Annotated in this window: 23 protein-coding genes and 1 tRNA gene; 17 read left to right on the top strand and 7 right to left on the bottom strand. The window is 57.2% G+C overall.

Going from position 1 to position 23,012, the window contains the following annotated elements; translation table 11 throughout:
* Positions 1–59 precede the first annotated feature (59 nt).
* Positions 60–1,361 carry a thymidine phosphorylase gene (gene deoA / locus EV660_RS14845; protein ID WP_071479395.1) on the bottom strand — a complete coding sequence of 434 codons (1,302 nt, stop codon included), beginning with the start codon at positions 1,359–1,361 and terminating at the stop codon, positions 60–62.
* Positions 1,362–1,445: 84 nt separating this feature from the next.
* On the opposite strand from deoA, the gene EV660_RS14850 reads away from it, so the two are divergent.
* The 6 genes from EV660_RS14850 (at position 1,446) to argE (ending at position 7,031) form a co-directional block, all read left to right on the top strand.
* A complete protein-coding gene (locus tag EV660_RS14850; protein ID WP_071479278.1) occupies positions 1,446–1,853 on the top strand; it encodes a PaaI family thioesterase in 408 nt (135 codons plus the stop codon).
* Positions 1,854–1,890: 37 nt separating this feature from the next.
* Positions 1,891–2,841: a DMT family transporter gene (locus EV660_RS14855; protein ID WP_246028979.1), complete on the top strand. Its 951-nt coding sequence runs from the start codon at positions 1,891–1,893 to the stop codon at positions 2,839–2,841.
* A gap of 12 nt (positions 2,842–2,853) precedes the next feature.
* The gene (locus EV660_RS14860) at positions 2,854–3,525 is read left to right on the top strand and encodes an SOS response-associated peptidase (RefSeq protein ID WP_071479279.1); all 672 of its coding nucleotides are present in this window, start codon (positions 2,854–2,856) and stop codon (positions 3,523–3,525) included.
* 107 nt (positions 3,526–3,632) lie between these two features.
* Positions 3,633–5,426: a Na/Pi cotransporter family protein gene (locus EV660_RS14865; protein ID WP_071479280.1), complete on the top strand. Its 1,794-nt coding sequence runs from the start codon at positions 3,633–3,635 to the stop codon at positions 5,424–5,426.
* A gap of 74 nt (positions 5,427–5,500) precedes the next feature.
* Positions 5,501–5,785, top strand: a complete 285-nt coding sequence (locus EV660_RS14870) for a hypothetical protein (RefSeq protein WP_071479281.1) — start codon at positions 5,501–5,503, stop codon at positions 5,783–5,785.
* Positions 5,786–5,840: 55 nt separating this feature from the next.
* Positions 5,841–7,031, top strand: a complete 1,191-nt coding sequence (gene argE / locus EV660_RS14875) for an acetylornithine deacetylase (RefSeq protein WP_071479282.1) — start codon at positions 5,841–5,843, stop codon at positions 7,029–7,031.
* A 15-nt stretch (positions 7,032–7,046) separates the two neighbouring features.
* Here the strand turns inward: argE and EV660_RS14880 are convergent, their stop codons facing one another.
* Complete coding sequence (locus EV660_RS14880; protein WP_134014083.1) at positions 7,047–7,895, bottom strand: hypothetical protein; 849 nt, start codon at positions 7,893–7,895, stop codon at positions 7,047–7,049.
* A 200-nt stretch (positions 7,896–8,095) separates the two neighbouring features.
* On the opposite strand from EV660_RS14880, the gene EV660_RS14885 reads away from it, so the two are divergent.
* The 6 genes from EV660_RS14885 to EV660_RS18695 all read left to right on the top strand — a co-directional run bounded on the left by EV660_RS14885 (position 8,096) and on the right by EV660_RS18695 (position 15,179).
* Positions 8,096–8,185: transfer RNA gene (locus EV660_RS14885), tRNA-Ser, on the top strand.
* A 466-nt stretch (positions 8,186–8,651) separates the two neighbouring features.
* Entirely contained in the window at positions 8,652–9,551 is a 900-nt protein-coding gene (locus tag EV660_RS14890; protein WP_071479284.1) for an ArdC family protein, read from the top strand.
* 814 nt (positions 9,552–10,365) lie between these two features.
* Complete coding sequence (locus tag EV660_RS14895; RefSeq protein ID WP_071479285.1) at positions 10,366–12,126, top strand: site-specific DNA-methyltransferase; 1,761 nt, start codon at positions 10,366–10,368, stop codon at positions 12,124–12,126.
* Positions 12,123–14,669, top strand: a complete 2,547-nt coding sequence (locus tag EV660_RS14900; protein WP_071479286.1) for a DEAD/DEAH box helicase — start codon at positions 12,123–12,125, stop codon at positions 14,667–14,669. Before EV660_RS14895 ends, EV660_RS14900 begins: the two co-directional genes overlap by 4 nt.
* Before the next feature lie 142 nt (positions 14,670–14,811).
* On the top strand, positions 14,812–14,985 hold the full coding sequence (locus tag EV660_RS18690; protein WP_157798906.1) for a hypothetical protein: 174 nt from the start codon (positions 14,812–14,814) through the stop codon (positions 14,983–14,985).
* 50 nt (positions 14,986–15,035) lie between these two features.
* The gene (locus tag EV660_RS18695) at positions 15,036–15,179 is read left to right on the top strand and encodes a hypothetical protein (RefSeq protein WP_157798907.1); all 144 of its coding nucleotides are present in this window, start codon (positions 15,036–15,038) and stop codon (positions 15,177–15,179) included.
* A gap of 15 nt (positions 15,180–15,194) precedes the next feature.
* On the opposite strand, the gene EV660_RS14905 is transcribed toward EV660_RS18695, so the two are convergent.
* Positions 15,195–15,839 carry a hypothetical protein gene (locus tag EV660_RS14905; RefSeq protein WP_071479287.1) on the bottom strand — a complete coding sequence of 215 codons (645 nt, stop codon included), beginning with the start codon at positions 15,837–15,839 and terminating at the stop codon, positions 15,195–15,197.
* Between the two features lie 142 nt (positions 15,840–15,981).
* On the opposite strand from EV660_RS14905, the gene EV660_RS14910 reads away from it, so the two are divergent.
* The 4 genes from EV660_RS14910 to EV660_RS14925 all read left to right on the top strand — a co-directional run bounded on the left by EV660_RS14910 (position 15,982) and on the right by EV660_RS14925 (position 18,174).
* Entirely contained in the window at positions 15,982–16,299 is a 318-nt protein-coding gene (locus EV660_RS14910) for a plasmid mobilization protein (RefSeq protein ID WP_071479288.1), read from the top strand.
* A 142-nt stretch (positions 16,300–16,441) separates the two neighbouring features.
* Positions 16,442–17,356 carry a relaxase/mobilization nuclease domain-containing protein gene (locus EV660_RS19110; protein ID WP_084634607.1) on the top strand — a complete coding sequence of 305 codons (915 nt, stop codon included), beginning with the start codon at positions 16,442–16,444 and terminating at the stop codon, positions 17,354–17,356.
* A gap of 14 nt (positions 17,357–17,370) precedes the next feature.
* Positions 17,371–17,784 (top strand): hypothetical protein, encoded by a 414-nt coding sequence (locus EV660_RS14920; protein WP_071479290.1) that lies wholly within the window; start codon positions 17,371–17,373, stop codon positions 17,782–17,784.
* A gap of 12 nt (positions 17,785–17,796) precedes the next feature.
* Positions 17,797–18,174 carry a hypothetical protein gene (locus tag EV660_RS14925; protein ID WP_134014080.1) on the top strand — a complete coding sequence of 126 codons (378 nt, stop codon included), beginning with the start codon at positions 17,797–17,799 and terminating at the stop codon, positions 18,172–18,174.
* A 229-nt stretch (positions 18,175–18,403) separates the two neighbouring features.
* Here EV660_RS14925 and EV660_RS18860 read toward each other — a convergent pair whose 3' ends face one another.
* A complete protein-coding gene (locus EV660_RS18860) occupies positions 18,404–19,225 on the bottom strand; it encodes a hypothetical protein (RefSeq protein WP_071479291.1) in 822 nt (273 codons plus the stop codon).
* Positions 19,226–19,326: 101 nt separating this feature from the next.
* Here EV660_RS18860 and EV660_RS14935 point away from each other — a divergent pair, with 101 nt between their 5' ends.
* Positions 19,327–20,406 carry a hypothetical protein gene (locus EV660_RS14935; RefSeq protein WP_134014078.1) on the top strand — a complete coding sequence of 360 codons (1,080 nt, stop codon included), beginning with the start codon at positions 19,327–19,329 and terminating at the stop codon, positions 20,404–20,406.
* Positions 20,407–21,003: 597 nt separating this feature from the next.
* On the opposite strand, the gene EV660_RS14950 is transcribed toward EV660_RS14935, so the two are convergent.
* The 3 genes from EV660_RS14950 to EV660_RS14960 form a co-directional block, all read right to left on the bottom strand.
* Positions 21,004–21,186: a hypothetical protein gene (locus EV660_RS14950; RefSeq protein ID WP_071479293.1), complete on the bottom strand. Its 183-nt coding sequence runs from the start codon at positions 21,184–21,186 to the stop codon at positions 21,004–21,006.
* A gap of 72 nt (positions 21,187–21,258) precedes the next feature.
* The gene (locus EV660_RS14955; protein ID WP_071479294.1) at positions 21,259–22,557 is read right to left on the bottom strand and encodes a virulence-associated E family protein; all 1,299 of its coding nucleotides are present in this window, start codon (positions 22,555–22,557) and stop codon (positions 21,259–21,261) included.
* Complete coding sequence (locus EV660_RS14960) at positions 22,544–22,990, bottom strand: hypothetical protein (protein WP_100319094.1); 447 nt, start codon at positions 22,988–22,990, stop codon at positions 22,544–22,546. The genes EV660_RS14955 and EV660_RS14960 overlap by 14 nt, the downstream gene beginning before the upstream one ends.
* Between the last annotated feature and the right edge of the window lie 22 nt (positions 22,991–23,012).

Here is a 23,012-nt window from a genome sequence, read left to right on the forward strand (position 1 = left end):
GCCTTTCAGCCCCGTTGTTCAAGGTGGAAAGCGGCAAGGGTCGGGCTGGTTCAGCGTTGTCAGGTAATATGGTCAAGGATCAGCGGGCGCGCGGCTGCCGCGCCGCCGATCTGGCACGCGGCGAGAAATGATTGTGCTGCCGCCCGCGCTGTGGCGTCATCCGCAGCATGGACGCGCGCAAGCGTGTCACCGCGCGTGACATGCGTGCCCTCAGGCAGGATATCCGAGAAACCCACGCGCGGGTCGATCCTGTCTGTCGGCTGTCGTCTGCCGCCGCCAAGCTCAATGACGGCCAGCCCGATGGCGCGTGTATCATGGCCCGTGATCACCCCGTCATGCGGTGCGGCGACTTCGAGACTTGCAGGGGCGGGGGAGATGTAGGTGGTTGGGTTTTCCAGCAGGTCGCGCGGCCCGCCAAGCGCTGCAACCATTTGCCCAAAGCACGCCGCCGCGCGGCCAGAATAAAAGGCATCATCAATCATTTTTCGCCCTGGCGCGGTATCGGGGGCAAGCCCTGCCAGCACCAGCCCTTCAGCGCCAAGGGCGCAGGTCACATCCCACAAGCGGGGCGGAACCGCGCGCCCGGTCAGGAAGTCCAGCGCGACCAACAGTTCCAGCGCATTGCCCGCTGCCGGGGCAAGCGGCGTGTTCATGTCCGTGATCAGCGCAGAAGTTCGGCACCCAGCACCATTTGCAACATCGACTAGGGCCCGCGCTAGCGCTTTCGCCTGTGCCAGATCGGCCATGAAGGCCCCACTACCGCATTTAACATCCAGCACCAGCGCATCCAGCCCCGCCGCCAGTTTCTTGGACAGGATCGAGGCGGTTATCAGGTCCAGCGACTCAACAGTCGCGGTAACATCGCGCACGGCATAGAACCGCCGGTCTGCGGGGGCAAGCTGGCCCGTCTGGCCTATGATTGCGCAGCCTGTCATGCCAATCACCTGCCGCAACAAGCGCAGGTCCGGCGTTGTGTTATAGCCCGGTATCGCCTCCAGCTTGTCCAGAGTGCCGCCCGTATGCCCCAAACCGCGACCAGAAATCATAGGCACCACCGCGCCGCAAACCGCAAGCGCAGGGGCCAGCATCAGCGACACTGTATCGCCAATCCCGCCGGTCGAGTGTTTGTCCAGCACAGGCCCGCTGTCCCATTGCAGCACATCACCGGAATCGCGCATCGCTTCGGTCAGGGCAACGCGTTCGGTCAGCCCCATACCGTTCAGAACCACGGCCATCGCGAATGCGCCCAGTTGAGCATCGCCAAGGGTGCCATCAGTCATGCCTTGGACAAGGGCTGCTATTTCTGCTGGCGTCAGGCGCTGCCCATCGCGCTTGCGTCTGATAAGTTCCTGATACAACATTGGCGTTTCGTCTATGATGGCGCTTGTCCCAAGCCTTGCTTTTCCCACCTGCAAAGGCAAGAAAATTCCCGGAACGGAGGATAAATGATCGACCCGCGCATCGCTGAGAGTTTTGCCCGCCAAAGCATGATGACAAGCCTGCAAGCCAGGCTCATCGAGGCAGATGCGGGGCGCTGCGTCATTCATGCGCCGGTGCTGGCGGGGTTTCAGCAACAACATGGCGCGGCCCATGCGGCCGTGGCCTTTGCCTTGGGCGATTCGGCGGCGGGCTATGCCGCGCTTACCCTGTTGACCGAGGGGCAGGAAGTGATGACCGTCGAGATGAAGATCAACCTGCTGTCACCGGCTATTGGTGAGCGTTTGGAAGCCGTGGGCGAAGTTGTGCGCAATGGTCGCCGCCTGAGTGTGGTCCGTGCCGAAGTGGTGGCAGTTGCAGATGAGAAGCGAAAGACGATTGCCGTGTTGCAAGGAACAATGATCGGGGTCCAATAGCCCCTCTGGACAAGTGCCATTTGCCTGAATACTACACATGTTCAACATGTCTGCTGCATTTCGCGGCTGTTCCGAAAGTATCTCGATGCCCCATACCCCTAATACTGGCAACTGGATCGGTCTGATCGCACTGGGTTTGATCTGGGGGGCCTCTTTTCCGGGGGTTACCATCGCGCTGGAGGGGTTTTCGCCTGTTTGGGTGGCGGCAGGGCGCATTCTGATCGGTGCGGTGACACTGTCCCTGATCGCAGTGGCTATGGGCGTAAAGCTGCGCATGTCCCCCGCAATCATGGCTTTTGCTGCCGGGATGGGGGTGCTGTCCAATGCGCTTCCCTTCTTTCTGCTAAGCTGGTCACAGCAACATGTCACATCGGGCTTTGCTGGCATCACCATGGCGGCGATTCCGCTTTTCGTGATCGGGCTGGCGCATTTTCTTGTGCAAGGCGAAACTTTGACGCGGCAGAAGGCCATTGGCTTTGTGCTAGGGCTTGTCGGCGTGGCGGTCCTGATCGGGCCGGGCGTGTTCGCGGCGTCAGGGTCAGAGTTTGAGGCCGCCGCAAGAGTGGGCTGTCTTGCGGCCGCGCTGAGTTATGCCGTCGGGGCGATCATAACCCGCCGCTGCCCCGACGTGCACCCTGTTGGCTTTGGCGTGCTGGCGCTTTGGGTGGCCAGTGCAATCATGCTGCCTGCCGCGTTGGTGACAGACGGTATGCCGCCGATGGTAGATATACGCCCGCTTCTGGCCTTGCTGTATCTGGGCCTTTTGCCAACGGGTTTTGCAACCTTGCTATTGGTAGGGATCATTCGCAGCGCTGGCCCAAGCTTCCTGTCGCAGGTCAATTACCATGTTCCGGTCTGGTCTGTTCTGCTGGGCGTCATCTTTCTGGCCGAAGATTTGCCGGGGCGTTTCATCCTGGCGCTGGCGATCATCATTGCCGGGCTGATGCTGGCGCGGCGCAAGGGGCTTCAAGCGCGCGCGCCTGCCTGATAGTTTCGTCCCATGTGCGGACGATTTGCTATCACCTTGCCAGATGCCGCTATGGCCCGCGCCTTTCAGGCGCAGCCTGCCAATGACCTGCCGCCGGTGCCGCGGTTCAATATCTGCCCCACGCAGCCTGTAGCCACCGTCGTCAGCCGGGACGGCGCGCGGCATCTGGGCCCGATGCGCTGGGGCTTCTTGCCGCATTGGTACAAGACGGAAACTGACGGCCCGCTGCTGATCAATGCGCGTGCTGAAACGATTGCCAATAAACCCGCCTTTGCCGATGCTGCCCGAACCCGGCGCTGCCTGATCCCGGCGACTGGCTTTTATGAATGGACGAAAGGGGCGGATGGCGCGCGCCTGCCGTGGTATATTCGCCCTGCACAAGGCGATCTGCTGGCCTTTGCCGGTATCTGGCAGGTCTGGGAGCAAGGCGACCGGCGTCTTGTCACCTGCGCGATCGTGACCTGTGCCGCGAACAGCCAGATGGCCAAGCTTCACCATCGTATGCCAGTGATCCTGTCGCAGGCAGACTGGCCACTCTGGCTGGGCGAGGCGGGACATGGCGCAGCAACGCTGATGCGTGCCGCGCCAGATGACACCCTTGAAGCGCATCGCGTGTCCCCAGCCGTCAACTCCAACCGCGCCGAAGGGGCTGAACTGATTGAACCACTGGACGCGGAACGATAGCGGCTTGGGTTGAAAAACAGTGGCGCCGAGCCCCTGTCCCGCGCTACATCTGCTTCATGGTAGTGTCGCATGAGGCGCATACCGACTGCGCCGGGACAATCTGAGCAATGACACGATACGCCCCACAGCTTCAGTTAGGCCTGATCCTGGCAATCTTGCTGCTGGCCTTCTGGCTAAGCGCGGATTTTCAGCAAATCGCTGCGGGTGTTGCGATCTTTCTTCTGGGCATGGTCATGCTGGAAGATGGTTTCAAGGCGCTGGGCGGTTCGGTGCTGGAGCAAATATTGGCGCGTGCCACGGGCACCTTGCCGCGCGCGATGGGGTTTGGCGTTCTGGCCACAGCGGTGACGCAATCCAGCTCGCTTGTCTCGGTCATCTCCATCTCGTTTCTCAGTGCCGGGCTGATCAGCCTGCAAGCCGGGATGGGCATTATCTTCGGGGCCAATCTGGGCACCACCACAGGGGCATGGCTGATTGCCGGGGTCGGCCTGAAGGTGGATATTGCGCGCTATGCCATGCCGATGCTGGCAATTGGGGCCGTGCTGATGTTTCAGCGTTCTCCGACGGTGCGGGGGGCAGGGCAGGTGGTGCTGGGCATTGGCCTGATCTTTCTGGGGATTGCCTTTATCAAGGACGGGTTTGATGCCTTCAGCGCCCGCTTTGACCTTAGCCAGCTTGCATTGGGCGGGCTGGTGGGGCTGGCTGTTTACACCTTGCTGGGGGCTGCGGCCACGGTTGTCATGCAATCCAGCCATGCCACAATGCTGTTGGTCATCACCGCGCTGGCGACAGGTCAGATCACCTATGACAACGCGCTTGCGGTTGCGATTGGTGCAAATATCGGCACCACAGTGACAGCGCTGATCGGGGCCGCGTCGGCCAATTATCAGGGCAAGCGGCTGGCCTTGGGGCATCTGATCTTCAATTTTGCCACAGCGCTTGCGGCGCTGATCCTCATCGTGCCCCTGCGACTGACGGTGGACCAGATCAGCGATATGCTTGGCATAAGGGCGGATGATTTCGCGCTGCGGCTGGCGGTGTTTCACACGCTGTTCAACCTGTTGGGCCTTGTCATCATGGTGCCGCTGATGGCGCGCTTACTCAGGTTTCTTGAGCGCCGTATCGCCGCGCCCGCCCCAAGCATCAGCAAGCCCCGTTTCATCAACCAGACCCTGGGCGATTTTCCGGCACCCATTCTGACAGCGCTGAGCAACGAATTACGACATCTGTACGAAAATGCGGCAAGGCTGATCTGCGAAGGGTTGAACCTTCGGCTGGAGGATCTGACCCAGTCAAAGGATATTGCCGTGACGATCGCGCGGTCCAATGACCCGATCAAACTGGATTTCGAGCGCCGCTACGAAGACAAGGTCAAGTCTTTGCATTCTGCGATCCTTGAATTTACAGCGCAAAAAGCCACACTCGCTTTGCCATCTGATGCTGTGATGCGTTTGCAGGAATTGCGCGATGCAGCAGGTTTTGTGGTGCGCGCGGTCAAGGCGATCAAGCATATGCGCGACAATACGCAGCGGTTTACCACTGCCCCACATGGCGAGATTACAGGTCTGTACGACAATCTGCGCCGCGATATCGCGCAAATCCTTGTCGAGATAGAGCGACTGGAGGCAACCGCCCCAGAGGCGCGCACTTCGCTGTGGATGGAAGAGGAACGCGCAGCGCTGGATCATGAGGCGCGCGAGGTCGTCCAGAATGTAGAGCGCGCGTTGCAAACCCGCCGGATATCGGCCGCGGACGCCACATCCTGCCTGAATGACTCGGGCTATGCGTTTGAGGCGATGCGCGCGCTACTGGATGCAGCACAACTGCTCTATCGCCCCCAAGATGCAGCCGAAGCAGAGATAGAGCGCTTGCTGGAATTGGATAAAGATGATCAGGTTTAAGCACCAATGCAGGCTGTGTCATGAAACCGACACAGATTATGTGAACCCTGTCGCTGTCTGAACTGGAGCGCGCGATGGCATATGAGAAGCTTTCTGAGAAACTGGAAAAGTATCTCGCACGGGTGAAAGCGGGCAAAGCTTCCAAGATCAAGCCGCGCGATGTTGAGAAGGTCATTGCGAAGTTGCGCGCGCGTCGTGCGGAATTGTTGGACGCAGTCGAGAAAACGCCAGCGAAAGCCGAACGCCTGAACCAAAAGCTGCATATGGCAGATGACCTTATCGCGCGGGCAGAATGGTTGCTGGGAGAGTTGCATCCCGACGCGCCGTATCAACCACCCACCCCAGAGCGGCCGGATTGACGTGACAATGCCATCCGGTTAGCCATTCATCTGCAACGCGATAAGGGGGCACTGGATGGACAAGACAACCGATACCGACAGGTTAGCGCATTGCAAGACCCTGTTGGCAGAGTTGATCGCCTTTCCTACAGTGTCTTCAGAGGGCAATCGTGCCCTGACCGAGTATCTGGCTGCGCATCTGCACGACATCGGTGCCAAGGTCTGGACAGAGCCGGACGCTACTGGCGACAAGCTGAATCTCTTCGCAACGATCGGTCCAGATTGTGACGGCGGGGTGATCTTGTCGGGCCATACTGACGTGGTGCCTGTGACAGACCAACCCTGGAGCAGCGACCCTTTTGAGATGTCAGAACGTGACGGCCGCTTATTCGGACGCGGCACATGCGACATGAAAGGGTTTGTGGCCGCTTGCGTGACCATGGCGCCCGAATTCGTACGCCGGAAGCTAAAGGTCCCGATTCATTTCGCCTTTACCTATGACGAAGAAATCGGCTGCTTTGGTGCGCAGGCCCTCACTGCATCGCTGCTACGTCGCGGCATAAAACCTGCTGCCGCGATCATTGGAGAGCCGTCATCGATGAAGGTGATCGACGGGCACAAGGGCTGCTTCGAATATACAACCTGGTTCACGGGGCTGGAAGGGCATGGTTCTGCCCCGGATCGGGGGGTGAATGCTATCGAATATGCTGCGCGCTACATGATGAAGCTTGTCGAGCTGCGCGAGGCGCTGAAGGCGCGCGCACCCGAAAACTGCCCCTTTGACCCTCCGCATACCACCATAAACATGGGGATGCTGACAGGTGGGGTGGCGCATAATGTCATTCCGGGCAAGGCGCGTCTGGATTGGGAAATGCGCCCCGTGCAGCCAGCGGATGCGGCGTTTGTGAAGGCGGAACTTGAACAGTTGGTGCAGGGCGAATTATTGCCGGAGATGCGCAAGAAGCATTCCGCGGCCGATATCTGTACCGATATTGTTGCCGAAGTTGCTGGCCTGCTGCCGGAACACAAAAACCCCGCGCGCGATCTTGTCATGGCCGTGACCGGTGAAAATGACGCGGGTCTGGTCCCATTCGGCACCGAGGCCGGGCTGTTTCAAAGCATCTCGATACCGTCTGTGATTTGTGGTCCGGGCTCTATCGCTCAGGCACATAAGCCGGATGAATATCTTGATGTGGCGCAGCTTTCACTTTGTCTGAAAATGCTGGGCCGTCTGGGCCAGAGGCTGGAAACTGGCCCCTTGATGTGACGCCGCAGATGCAGGCTAGATATCCTCTACATTCAGCCTGCGCCCCAAAGCGCGCCCGACATCAAGAGAAATTCCGTTGAACAAGCTCTCGAACGCCCGAAACATGGCGCGGTTGAAGGCCTGTGCCAGCGGCGTCGAGACATAGGCGATATAGGCTGCCAACTCGTCGTCATTCAATGGCTTGTAAGCCATCATGAAGTAGGATTCGATCCAGTCTTCTATATCGGCACGGATTTCGGGTTCTTGTGCCCAGACCAGAAACAGAAGTTGCTCCGCATCCAGACCGTTCACTGCGTTTTCTGCCATCATGCCCTGATAGTAGGCAAAGCTGGTGTTCAGCCCCAGCGAAACATTCAGCTCCACCAGATCATTCGCCTCCACGCGTTCGCGGACCATTTCAAGGCGGTCTGCAGCGACGGTACCGGGCTGCGCCTCGCGTGCCTCGTGAAGTGCCAGGCGCGCGATCTCGTCAACCTCGTCATCCAGCAGCGCATCACGCGCAGAGACTTCAAGCCGCAAAACCCGCTTGCCAAGGTCGGTTTGCGCGAATTCGAGCGCATCGCGCAACACCTCGGGGGTTGCTGCCATTTCTGCCATCAGGCTGTCCAGAAACGCATCATGCATGGTGTGTCGGTCATAAATCCTCGCGACATCGCGCTCAAAATCCGCCAAAGCGCGTCCTTCCAGTGGAACTGCGCCCTCTGCCAATACCGAACTGCGCCCCTCTGCGGCCATGATCTCGAATAACTCGGGCAAAAGATAGGCGCGCGACAAATCTTCTGCCGCTGCAAAGCGGGCCAGTGACAGAAGGATAACCAAACTGGACAGCACTAGACGCGCAGTATGAAACAAAGAAGAGGGCATGATCAGATCCGGTTCTATTGACTTGATGAAATCATATTGAAACCCGGATGCCGATGCCAAACACTTTCACGCGCGCAGTGCACATGAGCCAGTTCTGTAGCGAGACTGTGCTTGTTTTTCGTATAGGCGCCAATATCTCGAACAACCCCCAGAATTTCCGCTTGCACGCCCAACCACAAGAGATTATCGACACGGCGGATGGAGAGGTGCCGGAGTGGTCGAACGGGGCGGTCTCGAAAACCGTTGTCCCTTCACGGGGACCCAGGGTTCGAATCCCTGTCTCTCCGCCAATAAATCCCACAAGTAGTTGTTTTATAAGGAAAATTTGTAAGGCAAGTTTTCCTACGTGTCATCCAGAGTGTATCACCGAAAACGCTTGAAATCACTTCCTGGCAAGACTGATGGGTCCGGTAATACCGGACGCTTCGACCCGGTCCGGGTTTCATAAAGCGCGCGTTCCGCGCATCATCTTTTTCTCTAACCGCCCAGCATCCGCGACCGTCCCGTTCAAGGGGCGAGCGCCGCGCGTTGCGCGTCGGTTGCGTCGGGGCCCGTGTCCTCGCCTCCGGCTGCGGGCCGCACCAGCCCCGCCTCACCCCCTTGACCGAGCCGTTCGCGGTCGCGGGTCGGGCTGCGCCCTACCCCTCTGCTCCGCCGAAAACACGGGGTTTTCGCCAAATCAGTTGGTGGAGACGCCGCCCACAGGCGGAGGGGGCAAGGGGCCCGGACCGCCGGACCGGAGACAGGAGGCCACAGATGGCTAAGATTCAGTTCGACGTGTATCAGGAAGTTGCAGACGCGATCTTGGCAGAAATCGAGAAGGGGACGCCCCCGTGGCGTCAGCCGTGGAGCGGGGGGGCGGTGGCGGCCTTGCCTCAGAAATGGAACGGCGAGGACTACTCGGGAATTAACGTGATCTTGCTATGGGCGACCGCAGCGGCGCGCGGATTCATGTCACCGCGCTGGATGACTTTTCGTCAGGCGCAGGAGCTTGGCGGCATGGTCAGAAAGGGCGAGAAATCTTCGACGTCTATCAAGTATGGCGTTTTTGAGCGGGTGAGCGAGGAAACCGGGTCACCCGAAGAGGTTCCCTATGCCCGGGCATACAGAGTTTTCAACGCCCAGCAGATCGACGGGCTGCCGAGCGAGTTTTACGCGCAGCCGGAACCAGCCCGGACCTTTGACACTGAAACCGACGCACGGCTTGACGCGTGGCTCATGTCGCGGGGGGCCGATATCCGGACCAGCGACGAGCCGAGGGCCTACTACCACATGAAACTGGACCTGATCCACCTTCCCCGGGTCGAAAGTTTCTATTCGCCGACAGGTTACTACGCGACGGCGCTTCACGAGCTGATGCACTGGACCGGGCATCACACACGCCTTGCGCGGCTGGACGAAGCCGGGGAGGTCAAGGGGCGGCGCGACTATGCCTTCGAAGAGCTGGTCGCGGAGCTCGGCGCTTGCATGGTGGGGGTGAAGCTGGGGATCGCTCCCGACTTCAGCCAGAGCGCGGCATATGTTGAGAGCTGGGCGAAGGTTCTGAAGGAGGACAAGCGCGCGATCTTCCGGGCCGCAGCGGCGGCACAGGCGGCGGCGGACTATGTCCGGCCTGAAGAGGCTGAGAACGCGGCGGAGGAATCTGAAGCCGCCTGAACGGTGAAGGGGGCGCGGCCTTGGGGGTCGCGCCTTACCTCGAAGGCCGCGCCGCCAGTCAGCGAGGGAGTGGACCGTATGGGGTCAACGAGGCATCAAGCAGAATATGCGGAGCCCCGCGATTGCGGGGCCCGGTCCGGATGAGGCGGGGCTGGTGCGCCGCGATACTATGCCGATCCGGCCCTGTCGCTCCCGGTCACCGGGAGCGACCAGCGTGCGCCGCTGGACCACTCTCATAGAGGAAGGGAATTTGGGGAAAGGTTAGCGACCAGATACCCATCACACACCGACTTCTTCGGTGAAAAAAGGGTGAGGGAGTGAGGGAAGTGAGGCAACTTCCCATACTTCTTTTGAAGGTATCTTAGCTACTGCTTCATAGGGGTTTAGTGTTCTAGAGAGATGTTAACGAAAGTGCGTCACTTCCCTCACTCCCTCACCAGGGGCGGGTCGTTATAGGGTTTGAACCCATCCGATTATTCTATGATTTCTTCGCCAAAGCGTAGCCGCTGGCTCATGGTTCATTGATGAATTCGCCGATAGGCGTCTCGTGCGCCCGTGCGTGTCTCGTCCCTGATCGGATCCGGGCCACGTCCACACGGTCGACTCCGTTATGGATCAATGCAACTCGACTGGCTAAACAATCCGTAGGAAATGTTTTTTCCGTGATTGTGGGCGAAGAACAGGATCGGTTCCAGCCTGCGCCGTTGAGGCAGAGACCGCAGTGGTGTATCACTTGGGGAAAGGGCTGCGGGCTTGCCTCGCCAGCTATGAGCCGACCGGGCGGAGCATACGCCCCAAGAAGACGGGACAGGGCATGAGCAAGTATGACGATCTTCCCCGCGAGCAGTTGATCGAACTGCTGAAAAAGCGGGACCGCACCAAGAAGCTGGGGCTGGTCTGGGAGCGGGACGAGATCGAGGCGGACAACGCCGTGGACGCCAATTTTGTGGCGGCAACGATCATTCCCGACCTGTCGGACAAGCCCGCGCCGTGGCGGAACATGGTGATCGAGGGCGACAATTACGACGCCCTGCGCTGGCTGCGCATGACCATGGCGGGGCAGATCAAGTGCATCTACATCGACCCACCCTATAACACTGGTACAACGACCTGGGTCTACAATGACCGCTACGTCAATCCAGAGGATGCATATCGGCAGTCGACATGGCTAGAATTTATGTTCCGGCGCCTCGCGCTAGCCCGTGATCTTCTTGCGCCATCTGGCGTTATTTTGGTTTCTATCAATGATGAGCAGCGGGCGCGCCTTGAGCTGTTGATGGATGAAGTCCTGCCCGGCATGCGTCTAGGCTGCTTTGTCTGGCGAACAAGGAAGGGCGGTTACGACAGCGGGAATTTTTCGAAGGATCACGATTTTGTCTTGGTCTACAGGAATGCTGGTTTCGAATTTGCAGGTTCTGCAAAGCAGCGAGATGACTACAGCAACCCGGACAGTGATGAGCGTGGCGACTGGACTGACGACCCTCTCCAACAGCCGAAGACCTACAAGCAGCGAAAGAACGGTGTTTACTTCATTGAAGATGAAGAAACGGGCATATTCTACCCGCCAAATCCAAATCGAGTGTGGTCAGTTGGCAGAAAAGGCGACAAGGGGCTCACCGGCCCGACAATTGAAGACTTGATCAGTGAACGGCTGATAATCTTCAAGCGAAAGGGTGAGTACGTCGTCTACAAGACCATGGAAGAATTGGTTGCGGCTATTGCTGATGGGTCAGCGCACAAGTTTGCACGACTTGATCTCCCCAATCTTGATGAATGGATTGGCAAGAAAATCGGCCTCGGAAGTGTTCGGATAAAGAAGTTCCTCAAGGATAAAACTGAAGAACCCAATCCCCTTTCGAGCATGCTCGATGGCATTGTTTCGGAAGAAAGCTATTCGGAGGAAGTTGGTCAGACTGCCGAAGGAACTCGGCAGATCAGAAGCATCTTTGGGGAGTCTGTGTTCGATTACCCCAAACCTGTTTCACTGCTCAAACTGCTAGTAGAACAGTCAACCCGACCCGGTGACATCGTGCTGGATTTCTTTGCAGGGTCTGCAACGACAGCCCAAGCCGTGATGGAATTGAATGCGCAAGATGGTGGGGATCGTCGGTTCATCATGGTTTCGTCCACTGAGGCGACTGCCGACGCACCCCAAAAGAACATCTGCCGCGATGTGACGGCGGAACGCATTCGCCGCCTGAATACCTCGGATAACAAGAAATTCGCGAACCTTTCCGCAGAATTCGCCTATCTGCGCTGCCGAGGGATCGAGTTTGAAGACCTCGACCAAGACCTAGCGCCTGCCGAGGTCTGGGCCGCACTGGAAACGCTGCACCGCCTGCCCCTGACCCGCTACACCCAAGCCCCGTGGCAGGAGCACAAGACGGAAGCCCAGACCCTGATCTTCGCGGATAGGGTCAGCACGGACCTGCTAGACCATCTGCGCGGGGTGGTGGATCGGCGCGAGAATGCCTTTGTCTATGCCTGGGCACCGGGCCAGATCACTGCCGCCCTTGGTGATGTGCTGGATGTGCGGTCTGTGCGCACGGAACTGGTCGGAAGGTTCCGCCAATGACCGCAGATTTCCGGCTGTCGCTCGCGCCATACCAGCAGAAGGCCGTCGATGCGATGGCCGAGACCCTGCACACTGTATCAGGCTTGCATGACCGTGAACCTGAACATCGCGACATCATTGCGCGCGAATTGGGCGTGATCCTGCTGCAAGCGCCCACGGGATCAGGAAAGACCCTCATGCTAGGCCGTGCTTTGGAGGCTGTGCGCGGGCAGCTTAGCGCCAAGACAGTGTGGTTCTGGTTCGCGCCTTATGCCGGATTGGTGACGCAGACCCGAAGCGCCCTGACCGCTCAATGTGGCGCATTACGACAGCGCGATGTCTATGCAGATCGTGAGGCCAGTGCAGCGCGTGATGGTGATGTGTTCGTGCAGACTTGGGCATCAGTTGCCGTCATAAAGAAGGAAAGCCGCAAAGTCCGCTCTGACAAGGAAGGAGCGCTCTCGGTGGACAGCATGATTGAAGAACTGCGCGAGCGGGGGTTCCGTATCGGCGTGGTGATTGACGAGGCGCATCTGAATTTCGGATCGGGCGCAAAGGCAACCGCTGATTTCTTTCTGAACGTGCTGTCACCCGATTTCACGGTGCTGGCCACGGCCACGCCGAATGATGCCAAGCTGGAAAAGTTCGAACGCGATGCCGGGTTAAAGGTCGCTAGCCGCGTGACGGTTTCGCGAGATGCGGTGGTAAAAGCAGGGCTGAACAAGATCGGCCTTATGGTCGGCGTGCTGCGGTTCAAGGAAGAGGACCGGGCGCTGATCGATACCGAAGTGGCGACCCTGACGGCGGGGTGGTCGCAGCATTCGTTCATCAAGGACAAGCTGGCCGAGAAGGGGATCAGCCTGACGCCCCTGATGCTGGTGCAGGTTGAGGACCAGCAAGAGGGCAAGGAAGACCCGGTTGCACGGGTGAAGGAACGACTAATCGAAATCGGCGTGCCCGAGAAAGCGATTGCCGTTCACACGTCGGGCGAGCCGGACCCAGCATTTCACACGCTGGCCTATGACCCTGAAATTGAGGTTCTGGTGTTCAAGCTGGCTGTGGCGACCGGGTTCGATGCGCCTCGGGCGTGGACACTGGTTTCCGTGCGCCCGTCGCGCGGGCGGGATTTCGGTTTGCAGATCGTAGGCCGGATCATGCGGGTGCATCCGCTGGTGCGCCCGCTGCATGGGACAGAGCCGCTTCTGGACCGTGGCTATGTTTTCATATCGGACCCAGAGTTGCAGGTCGGGCTTGATGAAGCAGCCGCCGATCTGAAAGCGGTGCGCGAGGGGATCGCGGTTTTGACCGATACGCTGGACGTGAATGTGTTGGGCAACGATACGCGGGCGGCGGAAAGCTATGGCGCAACGCCGTTGCCGCCCCCACCCGTGCAGGCAGTGCCGGGTGAGACCGAGGGCGACCAGGTTGAACGGCAGGTGTCGATGGGGTTGCTGAACCCGAATTATGCCACCGCCTCGACCCTGCGCCAGAAAAGCGCCCTGAGCGCCGTTGAGGGCTTTTCGGCCCCCGCGACACCGCCACTGTTCCCGAACCTTCCCGATGTCCTGTCACCTCGCGTGACACCTGCGCAGCCGGTGCCGCAAGAGCATCAAGTGAAGTATCTGCTGCGAACGGACTTAGGCATTCCGTCCGCGCTGGTGCGGGAGGAACTGCCGAACCTGTTCGACATCGAAGGCGACCTTTGCCCGCAAATCGCCCGCGAGTTTTGTCGGATGGTGCCCATGACCTCGATGTTGCTGGCGGTGAACAGCAACGCCGAACTGTCGATGCGCGACCTGTTCAACGCGGGCCAGACGGATCAGCGCAATCTGAGTGTCAGGATGTCGGCGGCCCGGATCGCGGAACAGGCGCAGGCGCAGCTTATGTTCAATGACGGGATCGACCCCCGCCGCATCCGCGAAGCGGTGGAGGCCGAGCTTGCCCGCTTATGCCAGAAGGATGGTATCGCTGCGACGAGCCGCGACATTCGCAGGACCATCAACTTGGCCATCCTGCGCCAGCCGCAGGCGCTGAAAGAGGCCGTCCGCATCGCACAGGGCCATCACATCCGCCTAGAGAGTAACGAGCCGATCCCGACAGAACAGTTTGGCCCGAAGGATGCGCCGAAGGCCAAGAAGGGGGCCTACGGGGCCTTCATCGGTCGCTACAACCGACCCGAGCGAGCCTTTGTTGAAATGCTGGACAATGACGACACGGGCCGGATCAAGTGGTGGCTGCGGAACCCGGAGAGCGAGAAGTGGGCAACGCGGCTGATCCTGCCGACCGGCAAGCGGTTCTTCCCTGATTTCGTTGTGGGTGTCAGCGGACGGCGCACCCGCGACAGCATCGCATTGGTCGAGATCAAGGATGACGGAGAAACCGGGCGGCTGCATTCAGACAGCAACGCGGTCAAAATCCGTTCCGAGCACAGCGAATACAAGAAGGTCTTCTGGTCCTTCCGGGAGACAGAGGGCGTATTTCTGAAAGCCGTGTGGAACCAATCCTACAACCGAATTTTCAGCGCGGGGCCGTTTGAGATCGAGGATATGGTGTTAATCCAGTAGTGATTCTATCAATTCTTACGCGCAGGGAAAGGGCCAGAGCCATGCTAGGCAGGTAGAAAAAGAGATAACCGTATGAGCGAACAGGGATCGTTTTCAAAACGCCTAATCTATCGCAAGACTTACATAATTTAAGGTTTGAGACATGCAGACCGATGATCACGCTGTTGAGGAAATCCTAGCTGAGGGGCGGCGCTTTATGGTGCCGCTCTATCAGCAGAAATATCAATGGCATGACACACAGCGCATCCCGTTCTGGGAAGATGTCGAGGCCAAGGCCATCAAGGTTCTGGAAGGCGAGAGCCGGTTCCATCACTAGATGGGCGCGCTCATTCTGGCACCCATCGGAGAGAGGACGATGACGCGCAGGTGATCTTCGAAACACTGAACTCCAAGGGCGAGCCGCTGCTCGCCATGGACCTGGTGCGGAACAACATCTTCTATCGCGCGGAGAAGGAAGAGGCCGAGGGAGGCACTGGCAGATATGGCGATTTTACTCTGGCCTCCCTTTGATGGGCCAGAGTAAGATTATCGCAACCGGGCCGTCCTCCCGCAAACTGGCAGCCACACAATGGTCCTGAGCAGGCATAACGGTGAGCGCCCCCAAGGCCTACTCAAGAACTGCTTGGCTTTAAGAAGTGTGGGCGTGATAGGGACTGTTTCTTTTGCTTGAAGGAGCTGGATATACCTGACCAGAGCCTCCTCCGCCTCATCAAGCCCACTTTTTTCATAAGTGGTCAAGAGGACGGATAATTCGTAAAGTGATGGGGTCGAATGCGCAAGCCGGAGTGCATCATGGGCAGCCGCTTCTAATATTTTGAACCGCCGCTTTCCCAGCCAAGTTCCGGTGGCAATGTTGGCCACAGCAATTTTCGCGTGAAGTATTTCATGCCTCAGGAGCCAACCGGCCCGCGCCTCCCAGTCAGGTCCATCAAAAACGCGCTCATGTAGCCAGATAACATCCTCGATGAAAGCAGCGTCACACTCGAGCCCATCACCCAGTTGAAAATCTGGATCATCAATCACGCCCAACCTCAGCGGCATTCCTGTTTGCCACCATATTTTTAATCGCGCCTGATTTCTAAAACCAAGCGTTGACCTAGTCCAGGCGAAGGGGCCCAGTTCTAGGCTTTGAAGAAATCGGAAAACGTTAAATCTTGAAAGAGGTATCATATTACCCCATATATAGGAAAACTCAACAGCAAGCAATGTTTTCGGCCCCGAAATAGGCCCAAAACACGCTTCGCGCGAGGGTCAGCTGCGGCTTCGATAGTCGCCTTCGGCTCCAAATGGACAAAGATCAGTAGAGTAGCGAATGCGGCAAAATGTTCTGAAGATATACCTCGATGACAATGAATGGGACCATATTGTGGACATGGCCGCCAGTGTCTCAATGCCCTTGTCAGGCTTCGCACGTACCTTTCTTTTGACCCAAAAACCACCTCAACCAAAAGCTCTCGGGATCACTGTTGAGGCCGTTGCAGCGCTGAATCGGATCGGCTCACTTTTGAATCAAATTGCGAAAATCGGCAACAGTTCAAAAACTTTCTCGGCGGCTGAGGTCCGGGCAGTGACAGTCGCGCGAGAACGTCTTCTCACTATCGCTGAACAACTTGAAGGAGATCTAAAATGAAAAGCCACTCTACCACGGTCCGGAGTATCGCAGTCATAACGACTGCCGTGATCGGCCTCTTTGCCACGCTTTTGATTAGGCTATTCTCACCTCGCGAACGCAGCCGTCGAGCACCGCACAGGTCGCATCGGGGGTGGGGTAAATGATCGGGAAGCTTAGAAAAGGTCAATCATTTATTGGGCTCGCCCGCTACTTGACGCATGACGGGAGGGGCCAAGTGCTGGCGCTGGATAACCTCTCATCGGATAACGTACCAGAAGCAGCGCAAGAGATGACCGTTGCTGCCGCGACTTCCCGCCGCACTCAAAAACCAGTTCTCCATCTGTGCCTTAGCTACTCCGATAGTGAATTCATCACGACAGACCAGATGCGTGACGACGCGCGGAGGGTCCTCAGAGCCCTTGGCCTGAAGGAACATCAAGCAGTCATCGTAGCGCATGACGACACAAGCCATCCCCATATCCATGTCATGGCGAGTAGGGTTGGGCCAGATAGCCGTACGGCCTCGGACAGCCAGAGCTTTGCCCGCGTCGAAAGTGTCCTGAGAAAAATAGAAACAGAGCGAGGCTGGAGCTCAGTCCCGGGACGGAATGCGTCATCTCCAACCACCGGGCGTCGCGTGTCGGGGCAACGAATATCGCGTGATCCGCGACAACACCACGTCCCAGAACGAGTCCGTCAGTTCCTTCTGACTGCCGAGAGCTGGGTCGAGTTACACAAGGGGGTCCGAAGTGAAGGCTGGCGGCTGGAGGTGGTCCAGAAAGGACGCGGGTCTGGCGCTCTGCTTGTCGGTCCGGCTGGTGAATGCGTGGCGGCTGGAAACGTGGACAGGCAAGCAACACTGACCAGCCTTCGGCGACGTTTGGGACGCGACCCCGAGGCTCGGAAAAAAAGGCTGAGTGACCTCGTTCGTGTCCGAAAAAAAGCGCCGCGCCGCGCGCCTTCCACCGCCGGGCAAATGCTGGCCGCGATGCGCCCGATGCTACTCTCAGGTCTGGTCCCAAGCCTCCGGCCTTATAAATCAGCGCTGCGTCTACCCGGCTTGCCCCGTCTCTGAAGAGGAGTATTCAAATGGCTCGCATACGAAAACCCAACGCAAATGACACGAACGCGGGATCTGATATCGACAACGGGACGAGTGATGACTTGCGGCGGTTTATCGACCACGCGGCGGACATGATAGCGGCGCTCGAAGCGATACAGATGCGCCTCGCCGATGCTACTGCCGCCCTGGAAAAGGCAGCAGTTGGCTACAACAGGACCGCCCACGGTATCGAAAAACGAGAGCGCGAGGGTATAACGGTCAAACTGGAAAGCGAAATCGGTGTTGCTTTGCGGAAAGTGAAAGCCGCACTCGCCGATCCAATTTTTCGGGCCGAAAGCATCGCGCGCCGCCTCCACTATACCGTAGCATTCGCAGGTGTGGCAGGAAGCATTATCGGCGCGGGCGGTGTGATCGCTTTGATTATGTTTCGGATAATCTGAGAAAGGAAGACGATGAAAAACTCTGAAGTACTTGCGAAATTGATCACGGCTGCACAATCGGCAAACGATCCACTTGATGAGCTCGCATGTCGCAGGGCTGCTGCGTGGATTCGCTGGTGTGATGGATACGGTGCGACACTGACGCGGCCTGAGGCCGACCGTATAGCCGCAGGCGGCGCGTTGGGGGAAGCAGCACGTGGATTGATCCGGCGGCTGGCAGAGGAGTATCCGGCTCCGATTGAGGACATTCAGTTTTTATCTCTTCACGATGATGACGGTACGCCTTGGTCGCTTTCAGAAGTCGCCATATGTGCAGACCGGTCAGATAAAACTAAAGATCATAGAGAAAGGGGATTGCGGAGCCGGGGAGGATATCCGCTTTCGTTATGATGGCACAGTGCGAAAGTGAAAGCTTATGTCTCAGACAGTCACCCACCTTCCGGTATATATTTTCTCCAGTAAGCAAGTGTTCATCAGCACCACGCAAGATAGCTTGGCCACTGGCGCCAGCTGTCACAGCGGTGGCATAAAGACGTATCGATGTACCTGAGGAAAGCTCTGGGTGAAACTTGAGATATAAAAAGGCGCCCGTGGGGCGCCCTTCCTGTGCTTTTTTCCATTAATCCGGGATGATCAATGGCGCGGCAAAACCGCCCTCCATCTCGAACCCGGTTGCAGGATTGTTGGCCGAGGTATTGCCGAAAAACGCTGCATCGCCATTGTCATTGACAAAACCGGAGCCCGAGACAGCGAAATCGCCTTCATCGCGTTCGCGACGCACGAACACCCCGCCCACTGACTGGTCGCGCAGGATATAGCTCAGATAGGTCACATCATCCGCACCAAATGCATTATTCACCACATTTGCATCTGCGAAGATCTCCACAGAATGCCGTGCATTTGCAGCCATTCCGCCGATCGCAACTGTTCCATCGGCGATATTCAATGTCATACCGAAATCACCCGAGGCGATATCCCAAGGGGTATCATGGTCGAATTTGTAATTGATATCCCAATTTCCGACATACCGACCACCAGGAAGTGTATGCGAGGCCACGGGCTCGCCATCAATGCGGTAAATCCAGATATCATTGCCCAGGCGATACTGGATCAATCCGAAATCGGTCCCGTTCAGGCGATCAACTGCAACAGTGCCGCGGACACCATTCTCATCTGTGAAGTTGCGCTGCTGGCGGGTGACCTCCCCATCGATTGTCGTGCCACCCACCGGGCGCGAAGTTCCACCCGCAGCAAATGCGATGAGATCTTCATTGCTGGTCGAGGCCGGCACATTCGATGTCTGCTGGGATCCGCCAGAGGGTGGGGCATCCTGTGGCGGGTTTTGTGTGTAACCGCCATTATTTGTGCTCGACCCGCCACCGCAAGCCATCAGCGCTAATGCGGAGATAGAAAGAAATGAAAAAACGGTTGTATTTGTCATTTAGGAGATCCACTTATACGGGCGCGTGGAAAATGAATAAACCTACCACTCTGCGTGCCGCAATATAAAAACAACCAGAAAAAAACAACCTTAAGAGCGCAATGGTACACTTAAGTTTAATTTATGGAGAAAAGGAAAGTAAAAAAATGCTCAGGTTTTTATCAATATTATTAATTACGAAAGTAACATCCGGAGAGCTTTACGCGCAAGGAAATCAACAGCGCGCTCTGATACTTACAGGTAATGATGTGCTTGTAACAAGATATCTGGATAGGATGTCGGGGCATCCGGCGGCGCGCCGCCATCTCGAGAGTTTTGAGCAACAACGCGGTTTTAGAGCTTTGGATGGGAGGGGCGCACGGTATGTCAGGATCAGCCCGACCCTGACATATGATCCGAATGTCACTGGGGGCGTTCCGAATGACAGTATTGACGTCGCAGGCTTCAGGTTCCGGATCGATCCTGACTTTGTGGCGCAGGGGGATATCCTGGCCGGGGTGAAGATCCGTGCCGGCCTGCGTCAGAATCTGGCCGAAAATACAGCGCTGGACCTTCGGTTTTCAGGATCGGCGGCCTATGCGCCCCGCGTTCAGGTGATGAAAATAAATCTTGATGCAGAGGCTTGTCTTCGGTTTCAGCAAAATGCCGGGCGCCATTTCCATATCTGCGGGGGCGGGGATTATCGCTATGTGAAACTGGGTGAGGTGAAATCCCTGCGCATCTCTTCAGGAGTGACCCAGGCATTCACCTCCTCGCACGGCGTCCACTCTCTGGGCCTCGAGATCGGAGAACGGCAGGTCATGCCTGATACGTCGTCAAACTGGTCGCAGGATTTCCTGCGCATCTCGGCAAGCTCTGCCTTGAGCAACGGAACAGCGATCACATCGGGCCTCGAGTTCGGATCGAAAGTGACGGACATCCACAGCCAGAGATTTCGGGCCACAGTTGGTATTGCCCGATATATCGCAGATCGCCCGGCAAGCCTCTCTGCCCATTATGCCACCAGCAAAGGTGGGCGCTATATGGGGCAGCCCAGGAAAGATCGCTCTTTCGGGGTGAGTGCGGGTTATCAGATATCGGATCGGGTATCGGTGTCTATGTCGGCACATCGGACATTGTCCAATGCCGATCTGATGCAAACAAGTCTCTCGAAGAATGTCGGAATAAGTATCCATTTCTGAGGCTGACGTGAGGATACCCGATCCCCAAGGTTGGCGATGCGGTTTTGGTCCCGCATTCCACGAGTGATCTGCTGATTTTGCGGTCCTTATCGTGATATTTTACATATAAATCATAGTGTTGTTGTCTGGGAGGTGCGCGTTTCATGGATCACCCAGAGGGTGCGGGTTCGCAGTGGGCAGATCGGATGGATTTCGACCCTCGTGTGTGGCTGGAATTTCGTGGCACGCAGCTCAGTTCGGACGGCGGGCTGCTGGTGATGCGGACAGGTTCAGGCGATCTTCACGTCAGACGGCACGACACTTGGGTAATGTCGGTGGGTATCAGGCACAGGTTTTCGCTGCAGCAACCTTCTGCTCACCGTAGAGAGGCAAGGCTTCAAATTTCTTCGCAACAGGACACCGAAATATCATTGGGTAGCGGGCCCCACACTTTACGGTACTCTCCTAGATTCCAGTAGGGGTTCTCTGCTGTCGCGCTCGCAGCAACCGTGGTGTTTTGTTTTGAATATCAATGAAACGGGCCCCAAAGGCCGCCCCCGCCGCTCGAACCATTTTCGACAAAAACCCGGAAATACCCTATCTGGGTTTTTAGGAGCGTCAAGGCCACCATCTGTCATTCAGGTACCACTTCATTTTTCTTTCGGGTGTGCCATCGATAGGCTTGCCTGACTGCGCTTCGGTATATGACGACTGTGCTTCATCTGCCATTTCGTCGATAATAGCGAGAAGTTCGTCAATTTCCTTAAGTAGAGCCGCATTGCAGGAGGTATCGTGTTCCATATTTTTCACCTTATTTTGTGAGTAGTTCCGTTAAGAGGGCTTCGTCCCCAGTTAAAACTGGAGACAAATTTATTAGGATGGACTTCTGGGTTTTGCCGGTACCGGCATATATCTTGCGGCTCCCTTATATTCTCCAGCAGTAATCCGCCCAGTCTTTTCCCAACCCAACGCGACCAGTTCGCGTGCAACACGCTTACTCAGGGCCGGTGTCATGTCTGCTGAAAGAATGCCGAGCATCCCGAGTACCTGTTTAGTCGTGATCTCTGTCATATCTTCCAAGATATTAGCGATCTCAGACCGCCAAGGATCCTCCGGAGTGCGATCGCTTGCTTCCGAAAGTGCGAGTTCTGCTACATCGCCTTCGAGCCACCAGCGCTCTCCCTCGAGGTAGAGCGCGACTGCTTCAGCCCAGAGCTGTTCTCTGTCGCGCTCCAGCCCTTCAATGTCCACCAACCCGACTTTGACTGGCCAGAAGCGGCGCCCGCCCGTCTCATCGCGCTGCCAATCGGACTTGTTTGTTGTGCCAGCAAAAACGCAGCGGCGTGGCTCTGACACCTCCTCTCGCCCATAAGCCGGGCGATAGGACTCGACTTGGCGCGAAATGAACGCTTTTACTCCGTCAATATCACGGCGCATCGCATCCAGTTCTGCGACCTCAATGATCCATTTCCCCCTCAGGAAGCTTGACGCATCTTTGGTTTGCATCGGCGGCAAGTTATCCGAAAAAAAACTCTCTCCCGCCAGCGTGGAAAGAACCGTTGACTTCCGCTGCCCCTGCATCCCTTCGAAGACAAGCATGTGATCGGCCTTGCAGCCGGGTTTGAGCGCCCGCGCGACTGCCGAGACAGCCCAGCGAAGGCCAACCTCTGCAGTGTATGCGTTATAATCGACGCCGCAGTATGTTGTGAGCCATCTGCCGAGACGCTTCTCTCTATCCCAAGTCAAGCCTTCCAGAAATTCACGAAGTGGATCAAAAGGGGCGTCCCGGCAGCACTTGCGAAGTGCGGCCACCACGGCATCCTTAGTGATAATCGGAAGTCCGTTAGCGTTAAACCACATCTGTGCTGCGGTGTAATCTTCGTCTTCAAGCTTGCGTGGGAATCCATTATTTTTTTGCCCCGGGATAGGCTGAAGAAGAACCCTTTCTCTAGTAAACTCATTGAAGGCCAATGCTCCGGCCCACGCGTGGTGACTCGAAATGAGCGCAATTGCGTTTGCTACATTCGAGACCAGATCACCTTTCTTGTTGACGATGAATTCAATCTCCTCATTCGCCTTTTTATCCTCATGCGCGCCTTCGGAATTATTAAACTCACTCTGATCGATCTCGAGCTGTGCTGATAAGACTTCAAATCTGTTACGCATCGGCATGCTCATATCCTTTTACAAACTCAACGAATTCGCGGCGCTGGCTAATGGTAAATGCCTGGAATATAGACAGGGCATATGCTTCGAGCTCTTCGTGACTGGCATATCCTGCCCACGCGGTGGCATCTTCGAGCAATTTAATGAATATAGGCGGCGGAGAGCCGGCGCCACCAAGGACTGTTTCGGCGACCAGCATCGCGCCCTCACGCTCCATGCTCCGGAGCGCAGCCCAGGCGAGTGCAGCGCATTCTTGGGGTTCAAGCCTAGCCTGCCAGATCACAGATGTAGCTTCCCATGAATTCGCGTCTGAGAGGGTCAGTGCATACCCCAGCATATTCATGGCTCGATGATGATTTCGCTTCATATATTTCGGTAATGGGTGCGGCAAGATAGCAACTCCATTGACTGTCCGGTTTTTTTTTGCCACGAAGATCATGTGAAGGGCGGTTTCCGGACCG

The sequence above is a fragment of the Roseinatronobacter bogoriensis DSM 18756 genome, from assembly GCF_004366635.1.
GTDB classification, from domain to species: Bacteria; Pseudomonadota; Alphaproteobacteria; order Rhodobacterales; family Rhodobacteraceae; genus Roseinatronobacter; species Roseinatronobacter bogoriensis.

Excerpts from the sequence above, each read along its gene's own strand:
- EV660_RS14925 (WP_134014080.1), top strand. The coding sequence starts at position 17,797 with ATGAAAAACTCTGAAGTACTTGCGAAATTGATCACGGCTGCACAATCG.
- EV660_RS14880 (WP_134014083.1), bottom strand. The coding sequence starts at position 7,895 with ATGCCCTCTTCTTTGTTTCATACTGCGCGTCTAGTGCTGTCCAGTTTG.
- EV660_RS14910 (WP_071479288.1), top strand. The coding sequence starts at position 15,982 with ATGCGGCAAAATGTTCTGAAGATATACCTCGATGACAATGAATGGGAC.
- EV660_RS18690 (WP_157798906.1), top strand. The coding sequence starts at position 14,812 with ATGCAGACCGATGATCACGCTGTTGAGGAAATCCTAGCTGAGGGGCGG.
- EV660_RS14900 (WP_071479286.1), top strand. The coding sequence starts at position 12,123 with ATGACCGCAGATTTCCGGCTGTCGCTCGCGCCATACCAGCAGAAGGCC.
- EV660_RS14890 (WP_071479284.1), top strand. The coding sequence starts at position 8,652 with ATGGCTAAGATTCAGTTCGACGTGTATCAGGAAGTTGCAGACGCGATC.
- EV660_RS14860 (WP_071479279.1), top strand. The coding sequence starts at position 2,854 with ATGTGCGGACGATTTGCTATCACCTTGCCAGATGCCGCTATGGCCCGC.
- argE (WP_071479282.1), top strand. The coding sequence starts at position 5,841 with ATGGACAAGACAACCGATACCGACAGGTTAGCGCATTGCAAGACCCTG.
- EV660_RS14850 (WP_071479278.1), top strand. The coding sequence starts at position 1,446 with ATGATCGACCCGCGCATCGCTGAGAGTTTTGCCCGCCAAAGCATGATG.
- EV660_RS14865 (WP_071479280.1), top strand. The coding sequence starts at position 3,633 with ATGACACGATACGCCCCACAGCTTCAGTTAGGCCTGATCCTGGCAATC.
- EV660_RS14870 (WP_071479281.1), top strand. The coding sequence starts at position 5,501 with ATGGCATATGAGAAGCTTTCTGAGAAACTGGAAAAGTATCTCGCACGG.
- EV660_RS14905 (WP_071479287.1), bottom strand. The coding sequence starts at position 15,839 with ATGATACCTCTTTCAAGATTTAACGTTTTCCGATTTCTTCAAAGCCTA.
- EV660_RS14950 (WP_071479293.1), bottom strand. The coding sequence starts at position 21,186 with ATGGAACACGATACCTCCTGCAATGCGGCTCTACTTAAGGAAATTGAC.
- EV660_RS14895 (WP_071479285.1), top strand. The coding sequence starts at position 10,366 with ATGAGCAAGTATGACGATCTTCCCCGCGAGCAGTTGATCGAACTGCTG.
- EV660_RS18860 (WP_071479291.1), bottom strand. The coding sequence starts at position 19,225 with ATGACAAATACAACCGTTTTTTCATTTCTTTCTATCTCCGCATTAGCG.
- EV660_RS14855 (WP_246028979.1), top strand. The coding sequence starts at position 1,891 with ATGTTCAACATGTCTGCTGCATTTCGCGGCTGTTCCGAAAGTATCTCG.
- deoA (WP_071479395.1), bottom strand. The coding sequence starts at position 1,361 with ATGTTGTATCAGGAACTTATCAGACGCAAGCGCGATGGGCAGCGCCTG.
- EV660_RS14935 (WP_134014078.1), top strand. The coding sequence starts at position 19,327 with ATGGTACACTTAAGTTTAATTTATGGAGAAAAGGAAAGTAAAAAAATG.
- EV660_RS14920 (WP_071479290.1), top strand. The coding sequence starts at position 17,371 with ATGGCTCGCATACGAAAACCCAACGCAAATGACACGAACGCGGGATCT.
- EV660_RS14955 (WP_071479294.1), bottom strand. The coding sequence starts at position 22,557 with ATGCCGATGCGTAACAGATTTGAAGTCTTATCAGCACAGCTCGAGATC.
- EV660_RS14960 (WP_100319094.1), bottom strand. The coding sequence starts at position 22,990 with ATGATCTTCGTGGCAAAAAAAAACCGGACAGTCAATGGAGTTGCTATC.
- EV660_RS19110 (WP_084634607.1), top strand. The coding sequence starts at position 16,442 with ATGATCGGGAAGCTTAGAAAAGGTCAATCATTTATTGGGCTCGCCCGC.